Origin of the sequence: Erwinia rhapontici, assembly GCF_012271765.1 — a bacterium.
Classification (GTDB): domain Bacteria; phylum Pseudomonadota; class Gammaproteobacteria; order Enterobacterales; family Enterobacteriaceae; genus Erwinia; species Erwinia rhapontici.
On the sequence record NZ_VRKO01000004.1, the window covers coordinates 220,206 to 242,463 of the forward strand.

Below are 22,258 nucleotides of genomic sequence, written 5' to 3' on the forward strand. Positions count from 1 at the left end.
AGAGTTTTGGGCGTTACAGAGAGTTGCGGGTAACCAGGAAGCCATCTCGCAAAACCGAAACGCAGGCAGAAAAAAGGCCAGCATGTATGGCTGGCCTGGGGTACAACGAGGACATTGTCTGACGCGATATCTCTTAAGCGTCGTTACCTTTTAGCGAAAGCGCATCGACAGGTCGAGGGCACGCACATGTTTGGTCAGAGCACCTACGGAAATATAGTCCACGCCAGTTTCGGCAAAGGTCCGCAGGGTTTTATCCGTCACATTACCCGACACTTCCAGCAGTGCACGGCCATCGCTCAACGTGACGGCTGCACGCATCTGTTCAACGGTAAAGTTGTCCAGCATCACGATGTCAGCACCGGCCTGCAACGCCTGTTCCAGCTCGTCCAGCGATTCAACTTCCACTTCTACCGGTACATCAGGGCGCAGCCAGGAGGCTTTCTCGACCGCCTTGGCAATCGAGCCGCAGGCAATAATGTGGTTCTCTTTGATCAGAAACGCATCGGACAAACCCAGGCGATGGTTCGCTCCACCGCCGCACAGAACGGCATACTTCAGCGCAGTGCGCAGCCCCGGCAGGGTTTTACGCGTGTCGAGCAACTGTGTGCGTGTGCCTTCCAGCAGGGCAACATAGCGGCTGACTTCTGTCGCCACGCCCGAGAGCGTCTGCACAAAGTTCAGCGCGGTGCGTTCAGCCGTGAGGATCAACGGCGCCGGGCCGGTGACTTCAAACAGGATTTGATCGGCGGTGATCGCATCACCATCTTCAACGTGCCAGGTCACTTGCGCGTTGTCGCCCAACTGGATAAACACCTCTTCTACCCAGCGTTTACCACAAAAAACACCGGGTTCACGCGTGATGACTACCGCATGAGACAGGGTGTCGGCAGACAGCAGGCTGGCGGTGATGTCTTTACAGGGATCGATTTCCCCGCCCAGATCTTCACGCAGCGCCTGGGCAACGCCAGGGGGAATATCATCTTCAATACGGCCCATCAATTCAGCTCGGCGGCTGTCCGGATCGTAACGGCGGGAGGTCATGATCAAACTCCGAAAGGTCGGATAACAGAGGCTGACATGCTAGCGCGTTTACTGCACCCATACCAGCCAGCGCCACGTGATCATCCGTCATTCTCCACCGGCCAGTGAAAGGCGTTACCGCTGGCAAAAGACCAGTCCTCTGGCTGCGTAAAGCTCAGGGTGACCATCACATCCTCCGGGCGCACCGACAGTTCAGAGGCCAATCGGTGTGCCAGATGATGATAGAACTGATGTTTTTGCTGTGTCGAGCGGGGCCGGCCGGCAGTGATATGGAACCAGATAAATCCCTCCGAGCGTGGGCCGCCAAGATAGTGGCGCGGGAACACGCGCTGGCCTGGCGCATATTCATCCAGTAGCTGAAAACAGTCGTCGGTGGGGACGTCGAAGAAGTCCACCAGGGTGCGGTGCAGAATCTCAGACAACGCCTGACGGAAAACAGGCGTTGTGCCTGCGGGCAGGGCAATACGGCTGAAAGGCATGTCGGTTACTCCTGAGGTTGATGACCGGGCTGGGTTAAATGGCCGAGGGCTGAGACGGCAGCGGGCCAGCCGCAGTAGAACGCCAGGTGCGTCATCACTTCGGCCAGTTCGGCGTTACTCAGGCCATGTTGCCGGGCAAAATCCAGGTGCCAGGGTAACTGCTGGTCTCGGCCGAGGGCGATTAACGCCGCCACCGTGATCAGGCTGCGCTCGCGCTTACTCAGTTCGGGTCTCTGCCAGATCGTGCCGAACAGTGTCTGCTCAGTTATCGCTGCCAGCGTGGGCGCGACGCTGGCCAGGCTGTGACGGTCAAGAGGGGTGGTCATGTTGCTGTTCCTGTAGTGAGGAAGAAGTCAGCAGCATAGAACGCGAAAATAGTTTATAAAATCGCATAGATTGGTATCAATAATCCCGAAAAACAGGATGATTAATGCAACCGTTTAAACGTATGACTTTCGATCTGGATGCGTTACGCACGTTTGTTCTCGGTATTGAACTGGGAAGTTTTGCGCAGGCGGCCGATCGCCTGAACCGCTCGACATCTGCCGTCAGCGCACAGCTTAAAAAACTGGAACAGCAAACGGGGTTACTCCTGTTGCAGAAAAGCGGGCGACGCCTGATGCTCACCGATGATGGAGAGTTACTGATGGCTTACGGGCGGCGCCTGCTGGCGCTCAATGATGAAGCGTTTAGCGCATTGTCCGGGCGGGATATTGCTGGCAACGTGCGCATTGGGTTACAGGAAGATTTTGGCGAGACGTTGCTGCCAGCGCTGCTGGGGCAGTTTTCTCGGGCACACCCTCTGATACAGATCTCCGCGCGCATCGGGCGTAACAGCGAACTACTTCAGGGGATTCGTCAGGGAGAGCTGGATCTGGCACTGTGCTGGCAGGGTGAGGAAACCTCACGTTTTATGCAGCCACTACCCGCTGCACCGCTGTGCTGGATAGGATGTGATGAGTCGCCGTTTACGCAATGGATGGAACAAGGTGATGTTTTACCGCTGCTGCTGTTTGATGCACCTTGTGTGATGCGGACCCGTGCTATTGATGCACTGGACCATGCTGCAATTCCGTGGCGGGTGGCATTTACCAGCCGGAGTCTGAGTGGCATCTGGGCCGCCGCTGCCGCCGGGTTGGGCGTGACGCTACGTAGCGGGTTTGGCCTGCCAGTCGGACTACAGCGACTGCAGCATCCGCTGTTGCCGCAAGTGGCCGATTTAGGCCTGGTGCTGCATCTAGGGCAGGAGATTTTACCTCCTGCCGCCGCTCGTTTACGCGAAATACTGCTTGCGCAGCTGGCCCCGGTGTTGCCGCAGGCCAGCCTCGCTACAGCGGGATAACTTTACCGCTGTACAGTACGGGGCCGGTCGGCTGCCCGGTTGGGGAGCCACCGCGCGGTTCAAGACTGATAGCAAGCGTTGGCAGGCTGGCCAGCTGAATTTCCTTCACGGCCACCTGCTGAAGAGCTGAATGATCAATCAGCCCAAGCGATTGCGGTTTTTCCCCTGGCGGGATCAGCCACAGCTGCAAGCTGCGATCGGACTGCACGGCAGAGGCATTGATGGCCTGGACTGTGAGCTGCGTTTTATCCGGGCTGAGGCTGACCACCCAGGATCCTTGCTGGCTGTCACCGTTAAGGACCGCCACGGTCTGCGGTGCCGGAGGCACAGTAAACTGGTTATACAGCAATGCCCCGGCAAACGAGGCGGCCAGCGCCCAGCCGAGCCATGGCCAGCGCACACTGCTCTTACGCATTTTATCGGCAGGAAGCCCACGGGCGATGCGTTGCCACACCGCTTCCGGCGGGATAACAGGCGTAACCCGCTGATCCAGTTCAGAGAGTGAATTCTGCCAACGGCTGACTTCTGCCGCCAGCTCAGGTTCCTGCGTCAGGCGACGGGAAAAACGCTGGCGTGCTGCACCACGCAGGGTGCCAAGGGCATATTCTGCGGCCAGTGCTGAGTCAAAATCGCGTCTGCTTTTCATATGCCCACACACTCTTTTAGTTGAGTTAATGCACGGCGGATCCAGCTTTTAATGGTTCCGGCAGGCTGCTCCAGGTGCAGGGCAATTTCACTGTGCGACAGCCCCTGGTAATACGCCAGCGTGATGCTTTGCCGCTGTTCAGACGTCAACTGCGTCATACAGTCTGCCAGCCTGCGCGACTCCGAGCCTGAAGGTAACTCTGCTGGTGAACGGTCAACATCGAAAAGGGTGTCATCCTCTTCCAGTTCTTCAACGCGGTTGTCCTGCAGGCGCAGATAATCAATAGCGCGATTGCGCACAATATTGGTGAGCCAGGTCTTGGGGGCACTGAGCGCCGGGTCGAAGCTGCCAGCACGCTGCCAGACAGTAAGGAAACTGTCGTGCAGAACCTCTTCTGCCCAGTCGCGTCGGCGTAACATCCGCAATGCGATGGCAAAAAGGTAGGGTGAATAACGGTGGTAGGTCGCTTCAAAAGCCCGTTTATCGCCGGCCGCAATGGCCTTCATTAACAAAATCTGGCTATCTGTTACGTCGTCCGTCATGAAACGTCCTGAAAAAAAAGAGGTGCAGAAGGAGTATGAAAAAAACCTGCTGCACCAATTATATACCCTTTATTTTTACATCAGCGGGTATATTTAATTTTTCCCTTGGTGTTGGCACACGATGGATTAAGGCATCAGTACCGTATCAATTACATCAATCACGCCATTTTTTTGTTGCACGTCATAGGTGCTGATATTGGCAACATTGCCTTTATCATCTTTTACCTGAATATTGTGTGGGCCATTCATCATCAGCCACAACGGGGCGCCATTCACGGTTTTCAGCTCAGTGCTGCCGTTGCCTTGTTTGATTTTTTTCACCAGCGTCTTCATATCATACTTTCCGGCCACCACATGGTAGGTCAGCACGCTGGTCAGCGTTGCTTTGTTTTCCGGCTTCAACAGGTTATCCACCGTGCCAGCGGGCAGCTTGGCGAAAGCGGCATTGGTGGGGGCGAAGACGGTGAAGGGGCCAGGGCCTTGCAGTGTATCCGCGAGGCCTGCCGCTTTTACAGCAGCGACCAGCGTGGTGTGATCTTTCGAGTTCAGGGCATTCTCAACGATATTATGGGAAGGGAGCATAGCGGCCCCACCCACCATCACGGTATTCTTGGACATCTCAGCCATTGATGCGGCACTGAACAACACTGAGAGACACAGAGCGGTACGGATGAACGTTTTCATGATGAATTCCTTTGGGTAAGAGAAGGCATTTTTGCCTTACATAGTCCCGTCATGTTTGAAGCGGCAACGGCATGAGCATCATCGGATGCTGGCCTGCTGTAACCCCAACTATGCTGGTTATATCTATCTACGGTTGAGAGTGGAAATCGGATGCAAAAAGATGAAAATATTTTTTGCCACAGTAAAAAGGCCGACAGATAAGTTTGATTAAGCTGAAAAAAACCATGTTAATCTGCGAGAGTCTGAACACAGGAGATCGGTATGCAGTTGCAAGATGGGTGGATCGCTGGCGTGCGGCATGTTCCGTCGCCGCATGTTAATCAGCGACCTGACGATGAAGCACCTTCACTGCTGGTGGTGCACAATATCAGTTTGCCGCCCGGTGAGTTTGGTGGCCCCTGGATCGATGCGCTGTTTACCGGTCAGCTTGATCCTGGCATTCATCCCTATTTCGCTGATATCTGTCATTTACAGGTGTCTGCGCACTGTCTGATCCGTCGCGACGGCGAGATCGTGCAGTATGTGCCTTTTCATCTGCGGGCATGGCACGCCGGGGTTTCTCGCTATCAGGGGCGTGAAGTCTGTAATGATTTCTCCGTAGGTATCGAGCTGGAAGGCACGGATACGCTGCCCTATACCGATGCGCAATATCAGGCGTTGCAGGCCGTGACGCAGCTGTTAATTGAACACTACCCGATGATGGCGCAGCACATCACCGGGCACAGCGATATTGCACCTGAACGTAAGACGGACCCTGGACCCTCTTTCGACTGGGCGCGTTTTCGCGCCGACCTTGGGCATAACACCCTGACCACACTCAATGGGAGTTAAGGCATGACGTTATTCAGCCTGTTGCTGGTTCTCGGATGGGAACGATTATTTAAAATGGGTGAACACTGGCAACTGGATCATCATCTGGTGCCACTGTTCCGCGCTCGTCAGCGTTTTTCTCTGGTGCGTACGCTGTTGATGGTTGTGATGATCATGGCTATCGTCGCTCTGTGCTTACTGGCGCTAAAAGGGCTGTTTTTTGGAGTGCCTAAGCTGCTGTTCTGGATACTGATCGGTCTGCTCTGTATTGGCGCCGGGTCGGTGCGTCTGCACTATCACGCTTATCTGAAGGCGGCCAGCCATAACGACACTGATGCTCATAACGCCATGATTGAGGAATTGACGTTGATCCACGGCGTACCCGGCGAGTGTAGCGAACGTGAGTTTTTGTCTGAACTGCAAAATGCGCTGCTGTGGATTAACTACCGTTTCTATCTGGCACCGCTATTCTGGTTCGTGGTGGGGGGGCCTTGGGGGCCGGTGCTGCTGGTGGGCTATGCGTTCCTGCGTGCCTGGCAGAGCTGGCTGGCGCGGCAGCAGAATCCGCTGGCGCGCGCACAGTCCGGTGTTGATGCCATTCTGCACTGGGTTGACTGGATCCCGGTACGGTTGGTGGGCGTAGCTTATGCCTTGCTGGGGCACGGTGAGCGTGCATTACCCGCGTGGTTTGCGTCTCTGGGCGATCGCCACACACCGCAGTATCAGGTGCTGACACGTCTGGCCCAGTTCTCACTGGCGCGCGATCCCCACCTGGATAAGGTGGAGACCCCGCGTGTGGCAGTGATGCTGGCGAAAAAAGTGTCGCTGGTCCTCGTGGTGGTGGTGGCGTTACTGACTATTTACGGCACGCTGGTGTAACACGCTGTCTGCAGGTGGTGTGCCGAACTGCGGCATGCCATCGGCACTCCAGCTGAATGTTTTCACCCGGGTATGGCGGTTAGGGTCGTATAGCGGGTCACCTTCAATTTCGGTGTAATTGCGTGCGTGATACACCAACACGTCTTCGCCGTTCTCCCCGACCGTAAAACTGTTGTGGCCCGGACCATATTGATGGTTCTCCCAGTCGGTGGTAAACACGGGCGCAGCAGATTTGTGCCAGTTTTCTGGCTGTAGCGGATCCGCATCGACATCAATCCACAACAACCCCATACAGTAATTCTCATCGGTGGCGCTGGCCGAGTAGCTGACAAACAGGCGCCTGCCGTGATGTATTGCCGCCGGGCCTTCATTGACGCTAAATCCTGCACACTCCCATTCATACTGCGGGCGGCTGAGCATCACCGGCTCGCCTTTTATCTGCCAGGGGGTAGCCAGCTCTGCCAGGTAGAGGTTGGAATTACCGGGGATGGCCGGATCTTTCTGCGCCCACAGATACCAGTTTTTCCCCTGATGGACGAAGTGTGTGGCATCCAGCGCGAAGCTGTCGATGGGGGTCAGGATCTGTCCGCGTTCGACCCATTCTCCTTTCAGTGGATCGATATCATCGCAGGTGAGGGCAAACATGCGGTGCTGGAACAGACCTTGTTTAATCTCCTGTGATGGCGCTGCCGCAAAATAGATCACCCACTGGCCGTCAATCAGATGCAGTTCCGGTGCCCAAATCAGGGCGCTCATGGGGCCATGCTCAGGTTTGCGCCAGACGACGACGGCATCGGCCTGCGCCAGTTCTGCCAGGGTAGCGGCGCGGCGGATCTCCAGCCTGTCGTACTCCGGTACCGACGCGATAAAATAGTAGCTCCCCTGATGGCGCAGAATAAAGGGATCGGCGCGCTGTTCAATCAACGGGTTAGGCCAGTGGTTCATCGTGCGGCTCCTTGTGGTTTGGTTTTCAGTTCTTTGTGTTCGTGATAGTCGTTCAGCTCCTGATAGTTTGTACGGCGCTGTTCAAGGTCACTCTGGATTTGCAGCATCAGCGTGCGGTCCACTTTCAGCAGGCGAACCACGCCAGCCGTAATCAGGTATCCCACCGCAGGGATAACGGTAAACAGCAGCACGATACCGTTCAGCGCAGCGGGGCTTTGTTGTTTCGCGCCAGCATTGTAACCGTACCAGGAGAGCAGGAAACCGACCATGGCACCGGCCACCGCCAGCCCGACTTTTAGGAAGAACAGGTTGCCGGAGAAGCTGATACCGGTAATGCGTTTACCGGTTTTCCACTCACCGTAGTCATCAACGTCGGCCATCAACGACCAGTGCAGTGGTGACGGGATTTGATGCAGGATGTTCAGCAGGAAGTACATCACCAGCACCAGCATCGTTGCCTGCGGGTCAAGGAAGTAAAAGCCACCGGAGAATGCTGCCAGCACGATGTTGGTCCAGAAGAACACTTTCAGCTTGCACCAGCGGTCGGTCAGGATCTTCGCCAGCGTACTGCCGATCATCATGCCTACCACGCCAAGGCTGATAAACAGCGTGGCGAAGTGAGTCGATTGCTGCATCACCCAGGTGACGTAATACATGGTGGCAGCCATACGAATAAAGCCAGGGCAGACGTTGCAGAAGGTCAGCAGCAATATGCGTACCCACTGATCGTTCTTCCACACGTCGCGCAGGTCAGCTTTCAGGTCGTCATTGCTGGGCACTGCCGGACGAATACGCTCGCGTACCGTGGCAAAGCTGAACAGGAACATCAGCAGTGCCACCAGCGCCATCACACCCATAGCCATCTGGTAGCCGCGCGCCTTGTTGTCACCGCCAAACCACTCTGCCAGCGGCAGCAGCGTCAGTGACAGGATCAGCGTGGCAATCCCGACCATCACAAACCGGTACGACTGGCAGGAGACGCGTTCGCCGGGATCGTTGGTGATCACGCCACCCAGGGAACAGTAGGGGATATTGATCGCGGTATAGGTCAGCGACATCAGGAAGTAGGTCGCAAACGCCCATATGACTTTGCTGTTATAGCTCCAGTCTGGAGTGGTGAACATCAGCACACTGAACAGCACATAGGGTACGGAGACCCACAGTAACCAGGGGCGGAAACGACCCCAGCGACTCTGAGTCCGGTCGGCAATCGCACCCATAATCGGGTCCGTGACTGCATCCAGCACCCTGACAGATAACAGGAGAACGCCCACCAATGCAGGCGCCAGTCCGAAGACATCCGTATAAAAATAGTTAAGAAAGAGCATGATGGCGCCGCCGATCATATTGCATCCGGCATCGCCCATTCCGTAACCAATTTTCTCTCTGACTGAGAGTTTTGAGCCCTTCATGGATAATTCTCCCGCGTGTCTTTAGTGCTTGAGAGTATTCACGCTTATCGGATGCGGTGCGCAGGTGCAAAACGTCGCAGAGATGGACAAAACGCCTGGAGAGGGGAAAGTGTGAAGCAGATAACAATTCGGCCAGCAAGTGCTGGCCGAATCAACAGCGGGCGTGATGATTACGCGCGCTGTGTGCGGTTTTTAATCCAGTAACCCACGGCGAGGATCAGTACCCATACCGGGATCAGCCAGACAGAGATCGCCATGCCTGGGGTCATTGCCATCAGTACCAGAATTCCCGCGAGGAACAGCAGACAAATCCAGTTACCCAACGGATAAAGCAGCGCCGGGAAGCGGGTGGTGACACCCTGCTGATCTTTCTTACGGCGGAACTTCATATGCGCGAGGCTGATCATCGCCCAGTTGATCACCAGAGCTGAGACCACCAGCGCCATCAGCAGACCAAACGCCTCACCCGGCATCAGATAGTTGAGCAGTACGCACAATGCCGTCGCAATCGCGGAGAACAGGATAGAGATCACCGGCACGCCGCGGCTGTCGACTTTTAACAGCGCTTTAGGGGCATTACCCTGCTGCGCCAGGCCAAACAACATACGGCTGTTACAGTAAACGCAGCTGTTGTATACCGACAGCGCAGCCGTCAGGATCACCACGTTAAGGGCATTCGCCACCAGCGCATCACCCAGCTCGTGGAAAATCAGAACGAACGGGCTGGTATCAGACGTCACGCGGGTCCATGGCATCAGCGACAGCAGGACCGCCAGGGAACCAATGTAGAAAATCAGAATGCGGTAAATCACCTGATTGGTGGCTTTTGGAATGCTGGTTTCCGGGTTATCCGCTTCCGCAGCGGTAATGCCGACCAGTTCAAGACCCCCGAAGGAGAACATGATAATCGCCATCATCATGATCAGCCCGCTAAAGCCATTGGGCAGGAAGCCGCCCTGTTCCCAAAGGTTACGCACGCTGGCCTGTGGGCCACCCGTGCCGCTGAACAGCAGCCAGCAACCGAACAGGATCATAGCCACCACGGCAACGACTTTAATAATCGCGAACCAGAACTCCATCTCACCAAACACTTTCACGTTGGTCAGGTTGATGGCGTTGATGAGTACAAAGAACACCGCTGCCGACATCCAGGTAGGAATATCCGGATACCAGAACTGAATATATTTGCCTACGGCTGTCAGCTCTGCCATCGCCACCAGCACATACAGTACCCAGTAGTTCCAGCCAGAGGCGAAACCGGCAAAGTTGCCCCAGTATTTATAAGCAAAGTGGCTGAAGCTTCCGGCTACCGGCTCTTCTACCACCATCTCGCCCAGCTGGCGCATGATCAGGAAGGCAATAAATCCGGCAATAGCATAACCCAGTATGACGCCTGGTCCTGCGGATTGGATGACCGATGCGCTGCCCAGAAACAGACCGGTACCAACGGCACCGCCTAATGCGATCAGCTGAATATGGCGGTTTTTCAAGCCACGTTTCAGCGTTTCGCCCTGCTGATGTTCCATGTATGACCTCATGATGTTTTATTATTTTTTATGTCTACGGCTGGCCCTGTTATCCAGGTGTATTAAAAACTTTACGACACTGTGTAAGTAAATATAATTCAAGGCGTAGCCTCAGGATGAGAATAGTGCTATGTGCAGAGGTTTGCACTCGCTTTCTGATAAACATGCGCAGGAACGACTAAAAAAGCAGCGCGGCGTCTCATTTATCGCTGTATTTGTTTTGTCATAAATTATCGAAAATGACGAATAACATTGTCTTATGACGGGGCGTTACGAGTGGGGCTGAAGAACGTTCCGGCCGTAGGCTGCCGGAACGTGGATAAAGGAGAGGGAGATCAGGTGCGCGAAGTGCGGCGCTTAACCTGGTAGCCGATAGCCAGGATGCCAATCCATACCGGGATCAACCACACCGAAATAGCCATACCCGGCGTCATTGCCATAATAACCAGCACCCCAGCCATAAAGACCAGGCACAGCCAGTTGCCAAACGGATAAAACAGGGCCTTAAAGCGAGGCTGAACCCCCTGCTCGACGAGGCGTTTGCGGAACCGCAGGTGGGAAAGGCTGATCATGGCCCAGTTGATCACCAGCGTGGAAACCACCAGCGCCATCAGCAGCTCGAAAGCAGAAGCGGGCATCAGATAGTTGAGCAGCACGCCGAAGGCGGTGGCAGTGGCAGACATCAGGATAGCGGCGACCGGCACACCTCGTGAATCAACTTTTAGCAGGGCTTTTGGTGCATTACCCTGCTGCGCCAGGCCAAACAACATGCGGCTGTTGCAGTAAACGCAGCTGTTATAGACCGACAGTGCCGCGGTCAGGATCACCACATTCAGTGCGTTAGCCACCAGAGCATCACCCAGCTCGTGGAAAATCAGTACAAACGGGCTGGTATTTGCTGTCACACTCGTCCATGGCATCAGCGACAGCAGCACGGTGAGTGAACCGACATAGAAAATCAGGATGCGCCAGATCACCTGATTGATTGCCGTCGGGATGCTTTTTTCCGGGTTCTCTGCTTCTGCGGCGGTCAGGCCGATCATTTCCAGCCCGCCAAAGGAGAACATGATGATGGCCATCATCATCACCAGCCCGCCCATGCCGTGCGGCATAAAGCCACCCTGGCTCCACAGGTTACTGATGCTTGCCTGTGGGCCGCCTGTGCCGCTGAACAGTAGCCAGCCGCCAAAGGCAATCATCGCGACAACGGCGATAACCTTAATAATGGCAAACCAGAACTCCAGTTCGCCAAACACCTTCACATTGGTCAGGTTGATCGCATTGATGATCACGAAGAACACCGCCGCTGTCATCCAGGTCGGAATGTCCGGATACCAGAACTGGATATATTTGCCCACGGCGGTCAGTTCAGCCATCGCCACCAGCACGTAGAGCATCCAGTTGTTCCAGCCGGAGGCCAGGCCCGCAAAAGCGCCCCAGTATTTGTGGGCGAAGTGACTGAAACTGCCGGCAACTGGCTCCTCGACAACCATCTCACCCAGCTGACGCATAATCAGGAAGGCGATAAACCCGGCAATGGCATAGCCCAGAATGACTGCCGGACCGGCGGATTTGATCACCGATGCACTGCCCAGAAACAGTCCTGTGCCCACGGCCCCGCCTAATGCGATCAGCTGAATATGGCGGTTTTTTAATCCGCGCTGCAGCGTCTCTCCCGGTTGTTGCTCCATAATAATCCTCGTAATGCGCTTTCTGTGTATGACTGCATCGGCTAAAAAACCAATAACGTACTGATATATTTACACTTATGTCAGTACGAAAATGCGTATGAGTCTGGTATGGCGCAGAGAATAATGTTAGGAGCGGTACTTTGCACTTTCTTTCTCATTATGTGTGCTGGGTTGGATAAAAAACCACCGATCGCACCGGGTGCGATAAGGTAAATAACAAGATGCAGAAAAGGGTAATAACGCCTTATCTGCGAAGGTATGGGTATCGTATTCTATCCACTAAGCTGCTGCCTGCTTTCGAAAAAGTGACGAAATTTAACATTTGTCGTCAGGTAAATTCGCGTGTCAACGGCGTGCCTGTGCCCTGACAGAGAAGGAGACGGCGGTCTGGTTTCGGGCAGTTGCCATATGGACATCAGGTGAATACTTTGTTACTTTACGGGCACCTTTTTGCAATTGGTATTACCAATTTACTCTGGCAAATCGAAAAGAAGGGATGATGGCCTACAGCAAGATCCGCCAACCTAAGCTCTCTGATGCTATTGAGCAGCAGCTTGAGTCCCTGATTATGGAAGGGACACTGCGTCCCGGAGAAAAACTGCTGCCTGAGCGAGAGCTGGCCGTGCAGTTCGATGTCTCCCGTCCCTCCCTGCGCGAAGCTATTCAGCGTCTGGAAGCTAAGGGCCTGCTATTACGCCGTCAGGGCGGTGGTACCTTCGTCCAAACCAATTTGTGGAAAAGCCTGAGCGACCCGCTCGTAGAATTACTTGCCGGCCATCCTGAATCCCAGTTCGACCTGCTCGAAACACGTCATGCACTGGAAGGGATTGCTGCCTATTACGCCGCATTGCGCGGCACTGACGACGATCTGGAACGCATCCGCGACTGCCATCTGCATATTCAGACCGCCCAGCAAAATGGCGATCTCGACGCAGAAGCGGGAGCGGTGATGCAGTATCAGATCGCTGTAACAGAAGCGGCGCATAATGTGGTGTTACTGCATTTGCTTCGTAGCATGGGTCCGATGCTGGAACAGAACGTCAGACAGAACTTCGAAATGCTCTACACGCGTCGTGAGATGCTGGAGAAAGTAAGTAGCCACCGCGCCAGTATTTTTGAGGCGATTGTGGCACGTGAGCCAGAGCAGGCACGCGAGGCTTCACACCGCCACTTGGCGTTTATCGAGGAAGTATTGCTGGACAGAAGTCGGGAGCAAAGTCGTAGAGAGCGCTCCTTGCGACGTTTACAGCAACGTAAGGATTAACGCGTAAATATAACGCGGCACGTACCTATAAAGGTATAAACGACGGGCCTGTCTCTTTGTGTTTTGCCCACAGAGCACAAAGAGACAGGCTCCAGACAATTCAACGTAATTAGACACAGATAAGGAATACCCCCCATGTCAGAACGTTTAAATAATGACGTGGATCCGATCGAAACTCGCGACTGGTTAGAAGCGATCGAATCGGTCATCCGTGAAGAAGGTGTTGAGCGCGCACAGTATCTGATTGACCAGGTATTGAGCGGTGCACGCAAAGGTGGCGTTAAAGTGGCTGCCGGCGCGGGAGCCAATAACTACATTAACTCTATTGCTGTTGAAGATGAGCCGGAATACCCGGGCAACACGTCTTTAGAGCGTCGTATCCGTTCCGCTATTCGCTGGAACGCCATCATGACCGTTCTGCGTGCTTCCAAGAAAGATTTGGATCTGGGCGGCCATATGTCTTCCTTCCAGTCTTCTGCCACCGTGTATGAAGTGTGTTTCAACCACTTCTTCCGTGCGCGCACTGAAAAAGACGGCGGCGATCTGGTTTACTTCCAGGGCCACATTTCTCCGGGCGTTTACGCGCGTGCCTTCCTGGAAGGTCGTCTGACCGAAGACCAGATGAACAACTTCCGTCAGGAAGTTGATGGTAAAGGCCTGTCCTCTTACCCGCATCCTAAACTGATGCCTAACTTCTGGCAGTTCCCGACCGTATCTATGGGCCTGGGCCCATTGGGTGCGATCTATCAGGCTAAATTCCTGAAATATCTGGAACACCGTGGCCTGAAAGATACCTCTCAGCAGACCGTTTACGCCTTCCTGGGCGACGGTGAGATGGATGAGCCGGAATCCAAAGGGGCGATCACTATCGCGACCCGTGAAAAACTGGATAACCTGGTCTTCATCATCAACTGTAACCTGCAGCGCCTTGATGGCCCGGTGACGGGTAATGGCAAGATCATCAACGAACTGGACGGTATCTTCGGTGGTGCTGGCTGGGAAGTGATTAAAGTGATCTGGGGCGGTCGTTGGGATGAGCTGCTGCGTAAAGATACCAGCGGTAAACTGATCCAACTGATGAACGAAACCGTTGACGGTGACTATCAGACCTTCAAATCCCGTAACGGCGCCTACGTTCGTGAGCACTTCTTCGGTAAATATCCGGAAACGGCTGAGCTGGTGAAAGATCTGACCGACGACGAGATCTGGTCTCTGAACCGTGGTGGTCACGATCCGAAGAAAGTCTTCGCTGCACTGAAAAAAGCGCAGGATACCAAAGGTAAACCTGTGGTGATTCTGGCACATACCATTAAAGGTTATGGTATGGGTGAGACTGCTGAAGGCAAAAACATTGCGCACCAGGTGAAGAAAATGAACATGGATGGCGTACGCTATATCCGTGATCGTTTCAACGTGCCGGTCAGCGATGAAGCCATCGAAAAACTGCCGTACGTGACCTTCGATAAAGGGTCTGACGAATACAACTACCTGCATGGTCAGCGTGAAAAACTGGGCGGCTACCTGCCAACCCGTGAGCCGAACTTCAGCGAGAAGCTGTCCATGCCTGTACTGGAAGATTTCCGTCAGCTGCTGGATGAGCAGAACAAAGAGATCTCAACCACGATCGCCTTCGTACGTGCCCTGAACGTGATGCTGAAGAACCCGTCGATCAAAGATCGTCTGGTGCCAATCATTGCCGATGAAGCGCGCACCTTCGGTATGGAAGGTCTGTTCCGTCAGATCGGTATTTATAGCCCGAATGGCCAGCAGTACACCCCGCAGGACCGTGAGCAGGTTGCTTACTATAAAGAAGACGAGAAAGGTCAGATCCTGCAGGAAGGCATCAACGAACTGGGTGCAGGCGCATCATGGCTGGCGGCGGCAACGTCTTACAGCACCAACAACCTGCCAATGATCCCGTTCTACATCTACTACTCCATGTTCGGTTTCCAGCGTATCGGCGACCTGTGCTGGGCAGCAGGTGATCAGCAGGCTCGCGGCTTCCTGGTCGGCGGGACTTCCGGTCGTACCACCCTGAACGGTGAAGGTCTGCAGCACGAAGATGGTCACAGCCACATTCAGTCTCTGACTATCCCGAACTGTATCTCTTACGATCCAGCTTACGCTTACGAAGTCGCGGTCATCATGCATGACGGTCTGGTGCGTATGTACGGCGATGCTCAGGAAAATATTTACTACTACATCACCACACTGAACGAAAACTACCACATGCCAGCAATGCCGGCCGGTGCAGAAGAAGGTATCCGTAAAGGTATCTACAAACTGGACAGCAAAGAAGGTAGCAAAGGTAAAGTTCAGCTGCTGGGTTCAGGTTCTATCCTGCGCCACGTGCGTGACGCGGCAGAGATCCTGGCGAAAGACTACGGTGTCGGTTCTGACATCTACAGCGTGACTTCCTTCACCGAACTGGCCCGTGATGGTCAGGACTGTGAGCGTTGGAACATGCTGCATCCAACAGAAGAAGCCCGCGTGCCGTACATCGCTCAGGTGATGAACGATGCACCTGCTGTGGCATCAACTGACTACATGAAACTGTTCGCCGAGCAGGTTCGCAGCTATATCCCTGCCAGCGATTATCGCGTACTGGGTACTGACGGCTTCGGTCGTTCAGACAGCCGTGAGAATCTGCGTCACCACTTCGAAGTGGACGCATCTTACGTGGTGGTTGCAGCCCTGGGTGAACTGGCTAAACGTGGCGAAATCGACAAACAAGTGGTGGCAGACGCTATCGCTAAGTTCGATATCGACGCTGATAAAGTCAACCCACGTCTGGCATAAGAGGTAATAGAGTAATGGCTATCGAAATTAATGTCCCGGACATCGGCGCAGACGAAGTTGAAGTCACCGAGATTCTGGTCAAAGTGGGCGACACTGTAGAAGTTGAGCAGTCACTGCTGGTCGTTGAAGGCGATAAAGCCTCAATGGAAGTGCCGTCCCCACAGGCTGGTGTGGTTAAAGAGATCAAAGTTGCTACCGGCGATAAAGTCGAAACCGGCAAACTGATCATGATCTTCGAAGCGGCAGGCGGTGCAGCAGCACCGGCAGCAGCCGAAGAGAAGAAAGAAGAAGCGGCTCCGGCAGCCGCACCTGCAGCGGCCCCGGCGGCCAGCGCAGCAAAAGAGGTTAACGTACCGGATATCGGCGGCGACGAAGTTGAAGTCACCGAGATCATGGTGAAAGTGGGCGACAAAGTTGAAGCTGAACAGTCGATCCTCACCGTTGAAGGCGACAAAGCCTCAATGGAAGTGCCTGCACCATTCGCGGGTACGGTTAAAGAGATCAAAATCAGCGCTGGCGATAAAGTCAGCACTGGCTCTCTGGTAATGGTCTTCGAAGTGGAAGGCGCTGCGCCAGCCGCCGCTCCTGCCGAGACCACTGCTGCCGCTGCACCTGCTCCGGCTAAACAGGAAGAGAAAGCCGCTCCGGCTGCTGCGCCTGCGAAAGCGGAGGCGAAGTCAGAATTCGCAGAAAACGATGCTTACGTTCATGCCACCCCGGTTATTCGCCGTCTGGCACGTGAATTCGGTGTAAACCTGGCGAAAGTCAAAGGCACCGGACGTAAAGGCCGTATTCTGAAAGAAGACGTGCAGAGCTATGTGAAAGACGCGGTGAAACGCGCTGAAGCACCTGCTGCTGCTGCTGGCGGCGGTCTGCCAGGCATGCTGCCTTGGCCGAAAGTGGACTTCAGCAAGTTCGGTGAGGTCGAAGAAGTTGAACTGGGCCGTATCCAGAAAATCTCTGGTGCGAACCTGAGCCGTAACTGGGTGATGATCCCACACGTGACTCACTTCGACAAAACCGACATCACTGAGCTGGAAGCGTTCCGCAAACAGCAGAACACCGAAGCTGAGAAGCGTAAGCTGGATGTGAAGTTCACCCCGGTGGTGTTCATCATGAAAGCGGTCGCGGCTGCGCTTGAGCAGATGCCACGCTTCAACAGCTCGCTGTCTGAAGACGCACAGAAACTGACGCTGAAGAAATACATCAACATCGGTGTGGCGGTTGATACGCCAAACGGTCTGGTGGTTCCAGTGTTCAAAGATGTGAACAAGAAAGGCATCACTGAGCTGTCTCGCGAACTGATGGCTATCTCCAAAAAAGCACGTGATGGCAAACTGACTGCGGGCGAAATGCAGGGCGGTTGCTTCACCATCTCCAGCCTCGGTGGTATCGGGACGACCCACTTCGCGCCTATCGTTAACGCGCCGGAAGTGGCTATCCTCGGTGTGTCCAAGTCTGCGATTGAGCCGGTCTGGAATGGTAAAGAGTTCACGCCGCGTCTGATGATGCCGATGTCACTCTCCTTCGACCACCGTGTTATTGACGGTGCTGATGGTGCGCGTTTCATCACCATCATTAACAACGCACTGGCCGACATTCGCCGCCTGGTGATGTAATCCTGAAGAAGGCCGGCGTAAGCCGGCCTTCTGGTAAGTTGTTGTAGTGATTCGTGGCGCCGCGCTTTGCAGTTTATTAACAATTCTGTAAACTCTTGCGGTGAACGCGTCCCGGTGGATGAAGGGCGTTGAAATATATACCCAAAATAATTGGAGCTGCATCAAGGCGGCAAGCGAGGGAATCCCGATGAGCTTACATAAGTCAGTGATTCGGGTGAGCGAGCGTAGCCAACACAGATGCAGATTCAAGTATGACGGGTATCTGCTCTGACCCGCCGGACAATCAAATAAGAGGTCATGATGAGTACAGAAATTAAAACTCAGGTCGTGGTACTTGGGGCAGGTCCTGCAGGCTACTCTGCAGCCTTCCGTGCAGCGGATTTAGGTCTGGAGACCGTGATCGTTGAGCGTTACAGCACCCTCGGTGGTGTTTGTCTGAATGTCGGCTGTATCCCTTCTAAAGCCCTGCTGCACGTGGCGAAGGTGATTGAAGAAGCCAAAGCGCTGGAAGAGCACGGTATCGTGTTCGGCAAGCCGCAAACCGACATCAACAAGATTCGTACCTGGAAAGAAAAAGTCATCACCCAACTGACCGGTGGTCTGGCGGGCATGGCGAAAGGCCGCAAAGTGAATGTGGTCAACGGTCTGGGTAAATTCACCGGTGCTAACACCCTGGAAGTCACCGCTGAAGACGGCTCTAAAACCGTCATCACTTTCGACAATGCCATCATCGCGGCGGGTTCCCGTCCGATTGAACTGCCCTTTATTCCCCATGAAGATCCACGCGTGTGGGACTCCACTGATGCGCTGGAACTGAAAGAAGTGCCTGAGCGTCTGCTGGTTATGGGCGGCGGCATCATCGGTCTGGAAATGGGTACCGTGTATCACGCGCTGGGTTCTCAGATCGACGTGGTCGAGATGTTTGACCAGGTGATCCCGGCGGCTGATAAAGACGTGGTGAAAGTCTTCACCAAACGTATCAGCAAGCAGTTCAACCTGATGCTGGAAACCAAAGTTACCGCTGTTGAAGCCAAAGAAGACGGCATCTATGTAACGATGGAAGGTAAAAAAGCCCCGTCAGAACCACAGCGTTACGATGCGGTTCTGGTAGCGATTGGCCGCGTACCTAACGGTAAAGGTCTGGATGCAGGCAAAGCGGGCGTGGAAGTGGACGAGCGCGGATTTATCCGTGTCGACAAGCAGCTGCGTACCAACGTGCCACACATCTTCGCCATCGGCGATATCGTGGGTCAGCCAATGCTGGCACACAAAGGTGTGCATGAAGGCCACGTAGCGGCAGAAGTGATTTCTGGTCTGAAGCACTACTTCGACCCGAAAGTGATCCCATCGATCGCCTACACTGAGCCAGAAGTTGCCTGGGTCGGTCTGACCGAGAAAGAAGCGAAAGAGAAAGGCATCAGCTATGAAACGTCCACCTTCCCGTGGGCAGCATCAGGCCGTGCTATCGCTTCCGACTGTGCAGACGGCATGACCAAACTGATCTTCGACAAAACCACTCACCGCGTGATCGGTGGTGCGATTGTTGGCACCAACGGCGGCGAGCTGCTGGGTGAAATCGGTCTGGCTATCGAGATGGGTTGTGATGCTGAAGATCTGGCTCTGACCATCCACGCTCACCCAACCCTGCACGAATCGGTGGGTCTGGCGGCGGAAATCTTCGAAGGTAGCATTACCGACCTGCCAAACCCGAAAGCGAAAAAGAAATAACTCGCCTTCGTGTTTAAAAAACGGCTCCTGCGGGGGCCGTTTTGCTTTCTGTCTTTCCGTAAAAAACCGCGCAGGGCGCCGCAAAATCGCGTATCTTTGCTGGCAATTTCTGACCGGTCAAAAGGCTCGTTGTGTCGAATAAAGTTGCCCTGATCACCGGTGCCTCACGTGGTATCGGTCACCATCTTGCCCGCCATCTCCATGCTGCGGGCTATCACCTGATACTCATTGCACGGAATGCGCAGGCGCTGAACGCCTTAGCAAACAGTCTCGGCTCTGCACGCGTGCAGACGCTGGCACTGGATGTTTGCGATTATCCGGCGGTGGCACAACAGGTGCAGCAGGCACTGAGCGTGCACGCACAGCTTGATGTGCTGATCAACGCGGCGGGGATCTTCCGTGGCGGATCAACGCAGACCGCGCTGGATGATTTCAGCGCTATGCTGGCGACTAACGTCACTGCTATCCATCATCTTTGCCAGCTGTGTGTTCCCTGGCTGTCGAAATCGCCTGAGGGGCGCATCTTTAATCTCGCCTCGGTGAGCGGTGTGCAGCCTTATGGCAGCGTGGCCAGCTATGCCGCCAGCAAACATGCGCTGGTCGGATACAGCCGATCCATTGCACGTGAACTGGGAGCTCAGGGGATTAAAGTCACCACGCTGTGCCCCGATGTGGTGGATACCGATATGGCGCAGGGTTCCGGTCTGGCAGCCGATGAGATGCTGAGTACCGACGATCTGTGCCGCGCGGTTGATTTCGTGATGTCGTTGTCTCCGGCTGCGGTTGTGGAGCAACTCACCATCGGGCGGCAGTATCGTCCACGTACACCCGTCTGACCCAGGAGACGTTATGCTGGAACTGAAAGGGGTATCGCATGCTTATGGTGAGCGTAAGGTCCTCGATAACATCACTCTGCAACTCGCAGAAAAGCGCATTGGTATTGTCGGCAGCAACGGGTGCGGCAAAAGTACCTTTGCCCGTCTGCTGAACGGCCTGCTGCTGCCGCAACAGGGCGAGGTGCTGGTTGATGGCTTGAACACCCGTCAGCAGGGGAAAGCGGTACGGCGTAAAGTCGGCTTCGTGTTTCAGAATCCGGACAACCAGATTGTCTTTCCGGTGGTTGAAGAAGATCTCGCTTTCGGCATGAAAAACCTTGGGCTGTCAAAGCAGGTGATCCGCGAACGCACCGATGCGGTGCTGGCACGTTACGATATGCAGGATCTGCGTCAGCATCCGGCTCATCTGTTAAGCGGCGGGCAAAAGCAACTGCTGGCTATCTCTGGCGTGCTGGTCATGGAGCCGGAATATATCGTCTTTGATGAGCCAACCACGTTACTCGATCTGCGTAATAAACGGCGTATTGCGCAGGCGATTGCCGATCTCGATCAGACAGCGATCGTGGTGTCTCACGATTTGGAATTTTTACAGGATTTCGATCGCGTGCTGGTGTTTGAGCGCGGGCAGGTGGTGATTGATGATGTGCCCGCAGTGGCACTGAAAGAGTACGTCAGGATGATGTCATGATATTAAGCGATTACATCCCGGGAAATTCGATGATCCACCGGCTGCCCCCCGGCCTGAAGATCCTTTCGCTGGCGTTACTGGGCACGCTGCTGTTTGTGTTCCCCCGGCTGGAAACCTCGCTGGTGGCTCTTCTGCTGGTAGGATTGCTCTATCCACTGGCGCGTATCTCACCCCGCATTATGCTGTTGCAGCTTAAACCGCTGCTGTGGGTACTGGTGCTGTTGTTTGCCGTGCAGTGGTGGATGGTCAATTGGCAGTCCGGCGTGCTGGTGATTGCACGGCTGGCGGCGCTGATGCTGATGGCGGCGCTGGTGACGCTCACCACGCGCACCACTGAGATGATTGACGCCCTGGAGAAAGGCCTGTTCTGGCTGCGTTATGTACGTATTAATCCGGCGAAGGTCAGCCTGGCGCTGTCGCTGGCGATGCGTTTTATTCCGGTACTGGCAGCGATTGTTGCTGAAGTGCGGGAGGCGCAAAAAGCGCGTGGGCTGGATCGCAGCCTGATCGCCATTGCCATTCCGGTGATCGTTCGTACCCTGAAAATGGCTGATGATATTGCGGCGGCGCTTGAAGCCCGCGCTTATGACCCCCAACTGCGCCGTGAGCGCACCGATGCTGAGAAAGTGAGAGGATCTTAATGTCCACCCGAGATATTGTTTATATTGCGCTGTTTGCCGCCATCACTGCCGCGCTGGGTCTGTTTCCGGCGTTCAGTCTGCCGGTGATTGCTGTGCCGATCACCGCTCAGACTTTAGGCCCGATGCTGGCCGGTGCCATTGCCGGGGCGAAGCGCGGTGCGCTGGCACTGGTGCTGTTTGTGGTGCTGGTGGCGATTGGCCTGCCGCTGTTGGCGGGCGGTCGCGGTGGTTTAGGGATTTTCCTCGGTCCAAGCGGTGGCTTTATTCTGGCATGGCCGCTGGCAGCATTACTGATTGGCTTCCTGTATCAGCGTAACCTGCGTTCACTGACGCTGGTTAAAGAGGTGCTGTTCCTGGTGTTGGGCGGGGTAGTGCTGATCTACTCGGCAGGTATTCCGTGGATTGCGGCAGTGGCCGGGTTATCTTTAAAGCAGGCGGCGCTGGGTTCACTGGGCTTCCTGCCGGGCGATATTGTCAAAGTGGTGCTGGCGGTGCTGATCATTCGCGCGGTGCGCCGGGCTTATCCGACGTTGTAAACGGGTCGGGCATGCCCGACCCCTACGGGGATCTGCGTGGGGGCTTATCTGACATTGTAAACGGGGCGGGCATGGGTACAGACCGACCACATGGGTAACACTTTAGACTGACCACATGGGTAACAGTTATAAACGGCATAGCGGAGGAGA

General features: G+C 54.8%; 21 protein-coding genes. 11 read left to right on the plus strand and 10 right to left on the minus strand.

The features are described 5' to 3' along the window. Positions 1-150 precede the first annotated feature (150 nt). The 3 genes from nadC to FVB43_RS03045 all read right to left on the minus strand — a co-directional run bounded on the left by nadC (position 151) and on the right by FVB43_RS03045 (position 1,846). Complete coding sequence (nadC, locus tag FVB43_RS03035) at positions 151-1,041, minus strand: carboxylating nicotinate-nucleotide diphosphorylase (protein ID WP_133842283.1); 891 nt, start codon at positions 1,039-1,041, stop codon at positions 151-153. A gap of 80 nt (positions 1,042-1,121) precedes the next feature. After that, entirely contained in the window at positions 1,122-1,520 is a 399-nt protein-coding gene (locus FVB43_RS03040) for a tautomerase family protein (protein ID WP_133842282.1), read from the minus strand. 5 nt (positions 1,521-1,525) lie between these two features. Next, positions 1,526-1,846: a carboxymuconolactone decarboxylase family protein gene (locus tag FVB43_RS03045; protein ID WP_159336889.1), complete on the minus strand. Its 321-nt coding sequence runs from the start codon at positions 1,844-1,846 to the stop codon at positions 1,526-1,528. A 104-nt stretch (positions 1,847-1,950) separates the two neighbouring features. On the opposite strand from FVB43_RS03045, the gene FVB43_RS03050 reads away from it, so the two are divergent. Continuing rightward, the gene (locus FVB43_RS03050) at positions 1,951-2,862 is read left to right on the plus strand and encodes a LysR substrate-binding domain-containing protein (protein WP_133842280.1); all 912 of its coding nucleotides are present in this window, start codon (positions 1,951-1,953) and stop codon (positions 2,860-2,862) included. On the opposite strand, the gene FVB43_RS03055 is transcribed toward FVB43_RS03050, so the two are convergent. The 3 genes from FVB43_RS03055 to FVB43_RS03065 all read right to left on the minus strand — a co-directional run bounded on the left by FVB43_RS03055 (position 2,849) and on the right by FVB43_RS03065 (position 4,734). After that, a complete protein-coding gene (locus FVB43_RS03055) occupies positions 2,849-3,508 on the minus strand; it encodes an anti-sigma factor (protein ID WP_167863369.1) in 660 nt (219 codons plus the stop codon). The genes FVB43_RS03050 and FVB43_RS03055 overlap by 14 nt on opposite strands. Continuing rightward, complete coding sequence (locus FVB43_RS03060) at positions 3,505-4,050, minus strand: RNA polymerase sigma factor (protein WP_133842278.1); 546 nt, start codon at positions 4,048-4,050, stop codon at positions 3,505-3,507. Before FVB43_RS03060 ends, FVB43_RS03055 begins: the two co-directional genes overlap by 4 nt. Positions 4,051-4,176: 126 nt before the next feature. Then, on the minus strand, positions 4,177-4,734 hold the full coding sequence (locus FVB43_RS03065; RefSeq protein ID WP_133842277.1) for a fasciclin domain-containing protein: 558 nt from the start codon (positions 4,732-4,734) through the stop codon (positions 4,177-4,179). Positions 4,735-4,995: 261 nt separating this feature from the next. Between FVB43_RS03065 and ampD the strand changes: the two genes are divergently transcribed. Together ampD and ampE are read left to right on the plus strand one after the other, a co-directional pair. Continuing rightward, complete coding sequence (ampD, locus tag FVB43_RS03070; RefSeq protein ID WP_159336891.1) at positions 4,996-5,565, plus strand: 1,6-anhydro-N-acetylmuramyl-L-alanine amidase AmpD; 570 nt, start codon at positions 4,996-4,998, stop codon at positions 5,563-5,565. A 3-nt stretch (positions 5,566-5,568) separates the two neighbouring features. Continuing rightward, positions 5,569-6,423 carry a beta-lactamase regulator AmpE gene (gene ampE, locus FVB43_RS03075; RefSeq protein ID WP_133842275.1) on the plus strand — a complete coding sequence of 285 codons (855 nt, stop codon included), beginning with the start codon at positions 5,569-5,571 and terminating at the stop codon, positions 6,421-6,423. Here the strand turns inward: ampE and FVB43_RS03080 are convergent. The 4 genes from FVB43_RS03080 to aroP (FVB43_RS03095) all read right to left on the minus strand — a co-directional run bounded on the left by FVB43_RS03080 (position 6,394) and on the right by aroP (FVB43_RS03095) (position 11,997). Then, positions 6,394-7,368 carry a glycoside hydrolase family 43 protein gene (locus tag FVB43_RS03080; RefSeq protein WP_167863370.1) on the minus strand — a complete coding sequence of 325 codons (975 nt, stop codon included), beginning with the start codon at positions 7,366-7,368 and terminating at the stop codon, positions 6,394-6,396. The two genes, ampE and FVB43_RS03080, sit on opposite strands and share 30 nt — an antisense overlap. Then, on the minus strand, positions 7,365-8,780 hold the full coding sequence (locus tag FVB43_RS03085; protein ID WP_159336894.1) for a glycoside-pentoside-hexuronide (GPH):cation symporter: 1,416 nt from the start codon (positions 8,778-8,780) through the stop codon (positions 7,365-7,367). Before FVB43_RS03085 ends, FVB43_RS03080 begins: the two co-directional genes overlap by 4 nt. A 170-nt stretch (positions 8,781-8,950) precedes the next feature. After that, positions 8,951-10,306: an aromatic amino acid transporter AroP gene (gene aroP, locus FVB43_RS03090; protein WP_133842272.1), complete on the minus strand. Its 1,356-nt coding sequence runs from the start codon at positions 10,304-10,306 to the stop codon at positions 8,951-8,953. A 335-nt stretch (positions 10,307-10,641) separates the two neighbouring features. After that, on the minus strand, positions 10,642-11,997 hold the full coding sequence (gene aroP, locus FVB43_RS03095; protein ID WP_133842271.1) for an aromatic amino acid transporter AroP: 1,356 nt from the start codon (positions 11,995-11,997) through the stop codon (positions 10,642-10,644). Between the two features lie 499 nt (positions 11,998-12,496). On the opposite strand from aroP (FVB43_RS03095), the gene pdhR reads away from it, so the two are divergent. The 8 genes from pdhR to FVB43_RS03135 all read left to right on the plus strand — a co-directional run bounded on the left by pdhR (position 12,497) and on the right by FVB43_RS03135 (position 22,108). After that, complete coding sequence (gene pdhR / locus FVB43_RS03100) at positions 12,497-13,261, plus strand: pyruvate dehydrogenase complex transcriptional repressor PdhR (RefSeq protein WP_133842270.1); 765 nt, start codon at positions 12,497-12,499, stop codon at positions 13,259-13,261. A gap of 135 nt (positions 13,262-13,396) precedes the next feature. Then, a complete protein-coding gene (aceE, locus tag FVB43_RS03105) occupies positions 13,397-16,060 on the plus strand; it encodes a pyruvate dehydrogenase (acetyl-transferring), homodimeric type (protein WP_159336895.1) in 2,664 nt (887 codons plus the stop codon). Positions 16,061-16,074: 14 nt separating this feature from the next. After that, a complete protein-coding gene (aceF, locus tag FVB43_RS03110) occupies positions 16,075-17,679 on the plus strand; it encodes a pyruvate dehydrogenase complex dihydrolipoyllysine-residue acetyltransferase (RefSeq protein WP_167863371.1) in 1,605 nt (534 codons plus the stop codon). 300 nt (positions 17,680-17,979) lie between these two features. Continuing rightward, positions 17,980-19,407, plus strand: coding sequence for a dihydrolipoyl dehydrogenase (gene lpdA / locus FVB43_RS03115; protein ID WP_133842715.1), 1,428 nt, complete (start codon positions 17,980-17,982; stop codon positions 19,405-19,407). Positions 19,408-19,538: 131 nt separating this feature from the next. After that, positions 19,539-20,243 carry an SDR family NAD(P)-dependent oxidoreductase gene (locus tag FVB43_RS03120; RefSeq protein ID WP_167863372.1) on the plus strand — a complete coding sequence of 235 codons (705 nt, stop codon included), beginning with the start codon at positions 19,539-19,541 and terminating at the stop codon, positions 20,241-20,243. Positions 20,244-20,256: 13 nt separating this feature from the next. Then, positions 20,257-20,931, plus strand: a complete 675-nt coding sequence (locus FVB43_RS03125; protein ID WP_167863373.1) for an energy-coupling factor ABC transporter ATP-binding protein — start codon at positions 20,257-20,259, stop codon at positions 20,929-20,931. Continuing rightward, positions 20,928-21,572 carry an energy-coupling factor transporter transmembrane component T family protein gene (locus tag FVB43_RS03130; protein ID WP_133842258.1) on the plus strand — a complete coding sequence of 215 codons (645 nt, stop codon included), beginning with the start codon at positions 20,928-20,930 and terminating at the stop codon, positions 21,570-21,572. The genes FVB43_RS03125 and FVB43_RS03130 overlap by 4 nt, the downstream gene beginning before the upstream one ends. After that, entirely contained in the window at positions 21,572-22,108 is a 537-nt protein-coding gene (locus tag FVB43_RS03135) for a biotin transporter BioY (RefSeq protein WP_133842257.1), read from the plus strand. Before FVB43_RS03130 ends, FVB43_RS03135 begins: the two co-directional genes overlap by 1 nt. Positions 22,109-22,258: the final 150 nt, after the last annotated feature.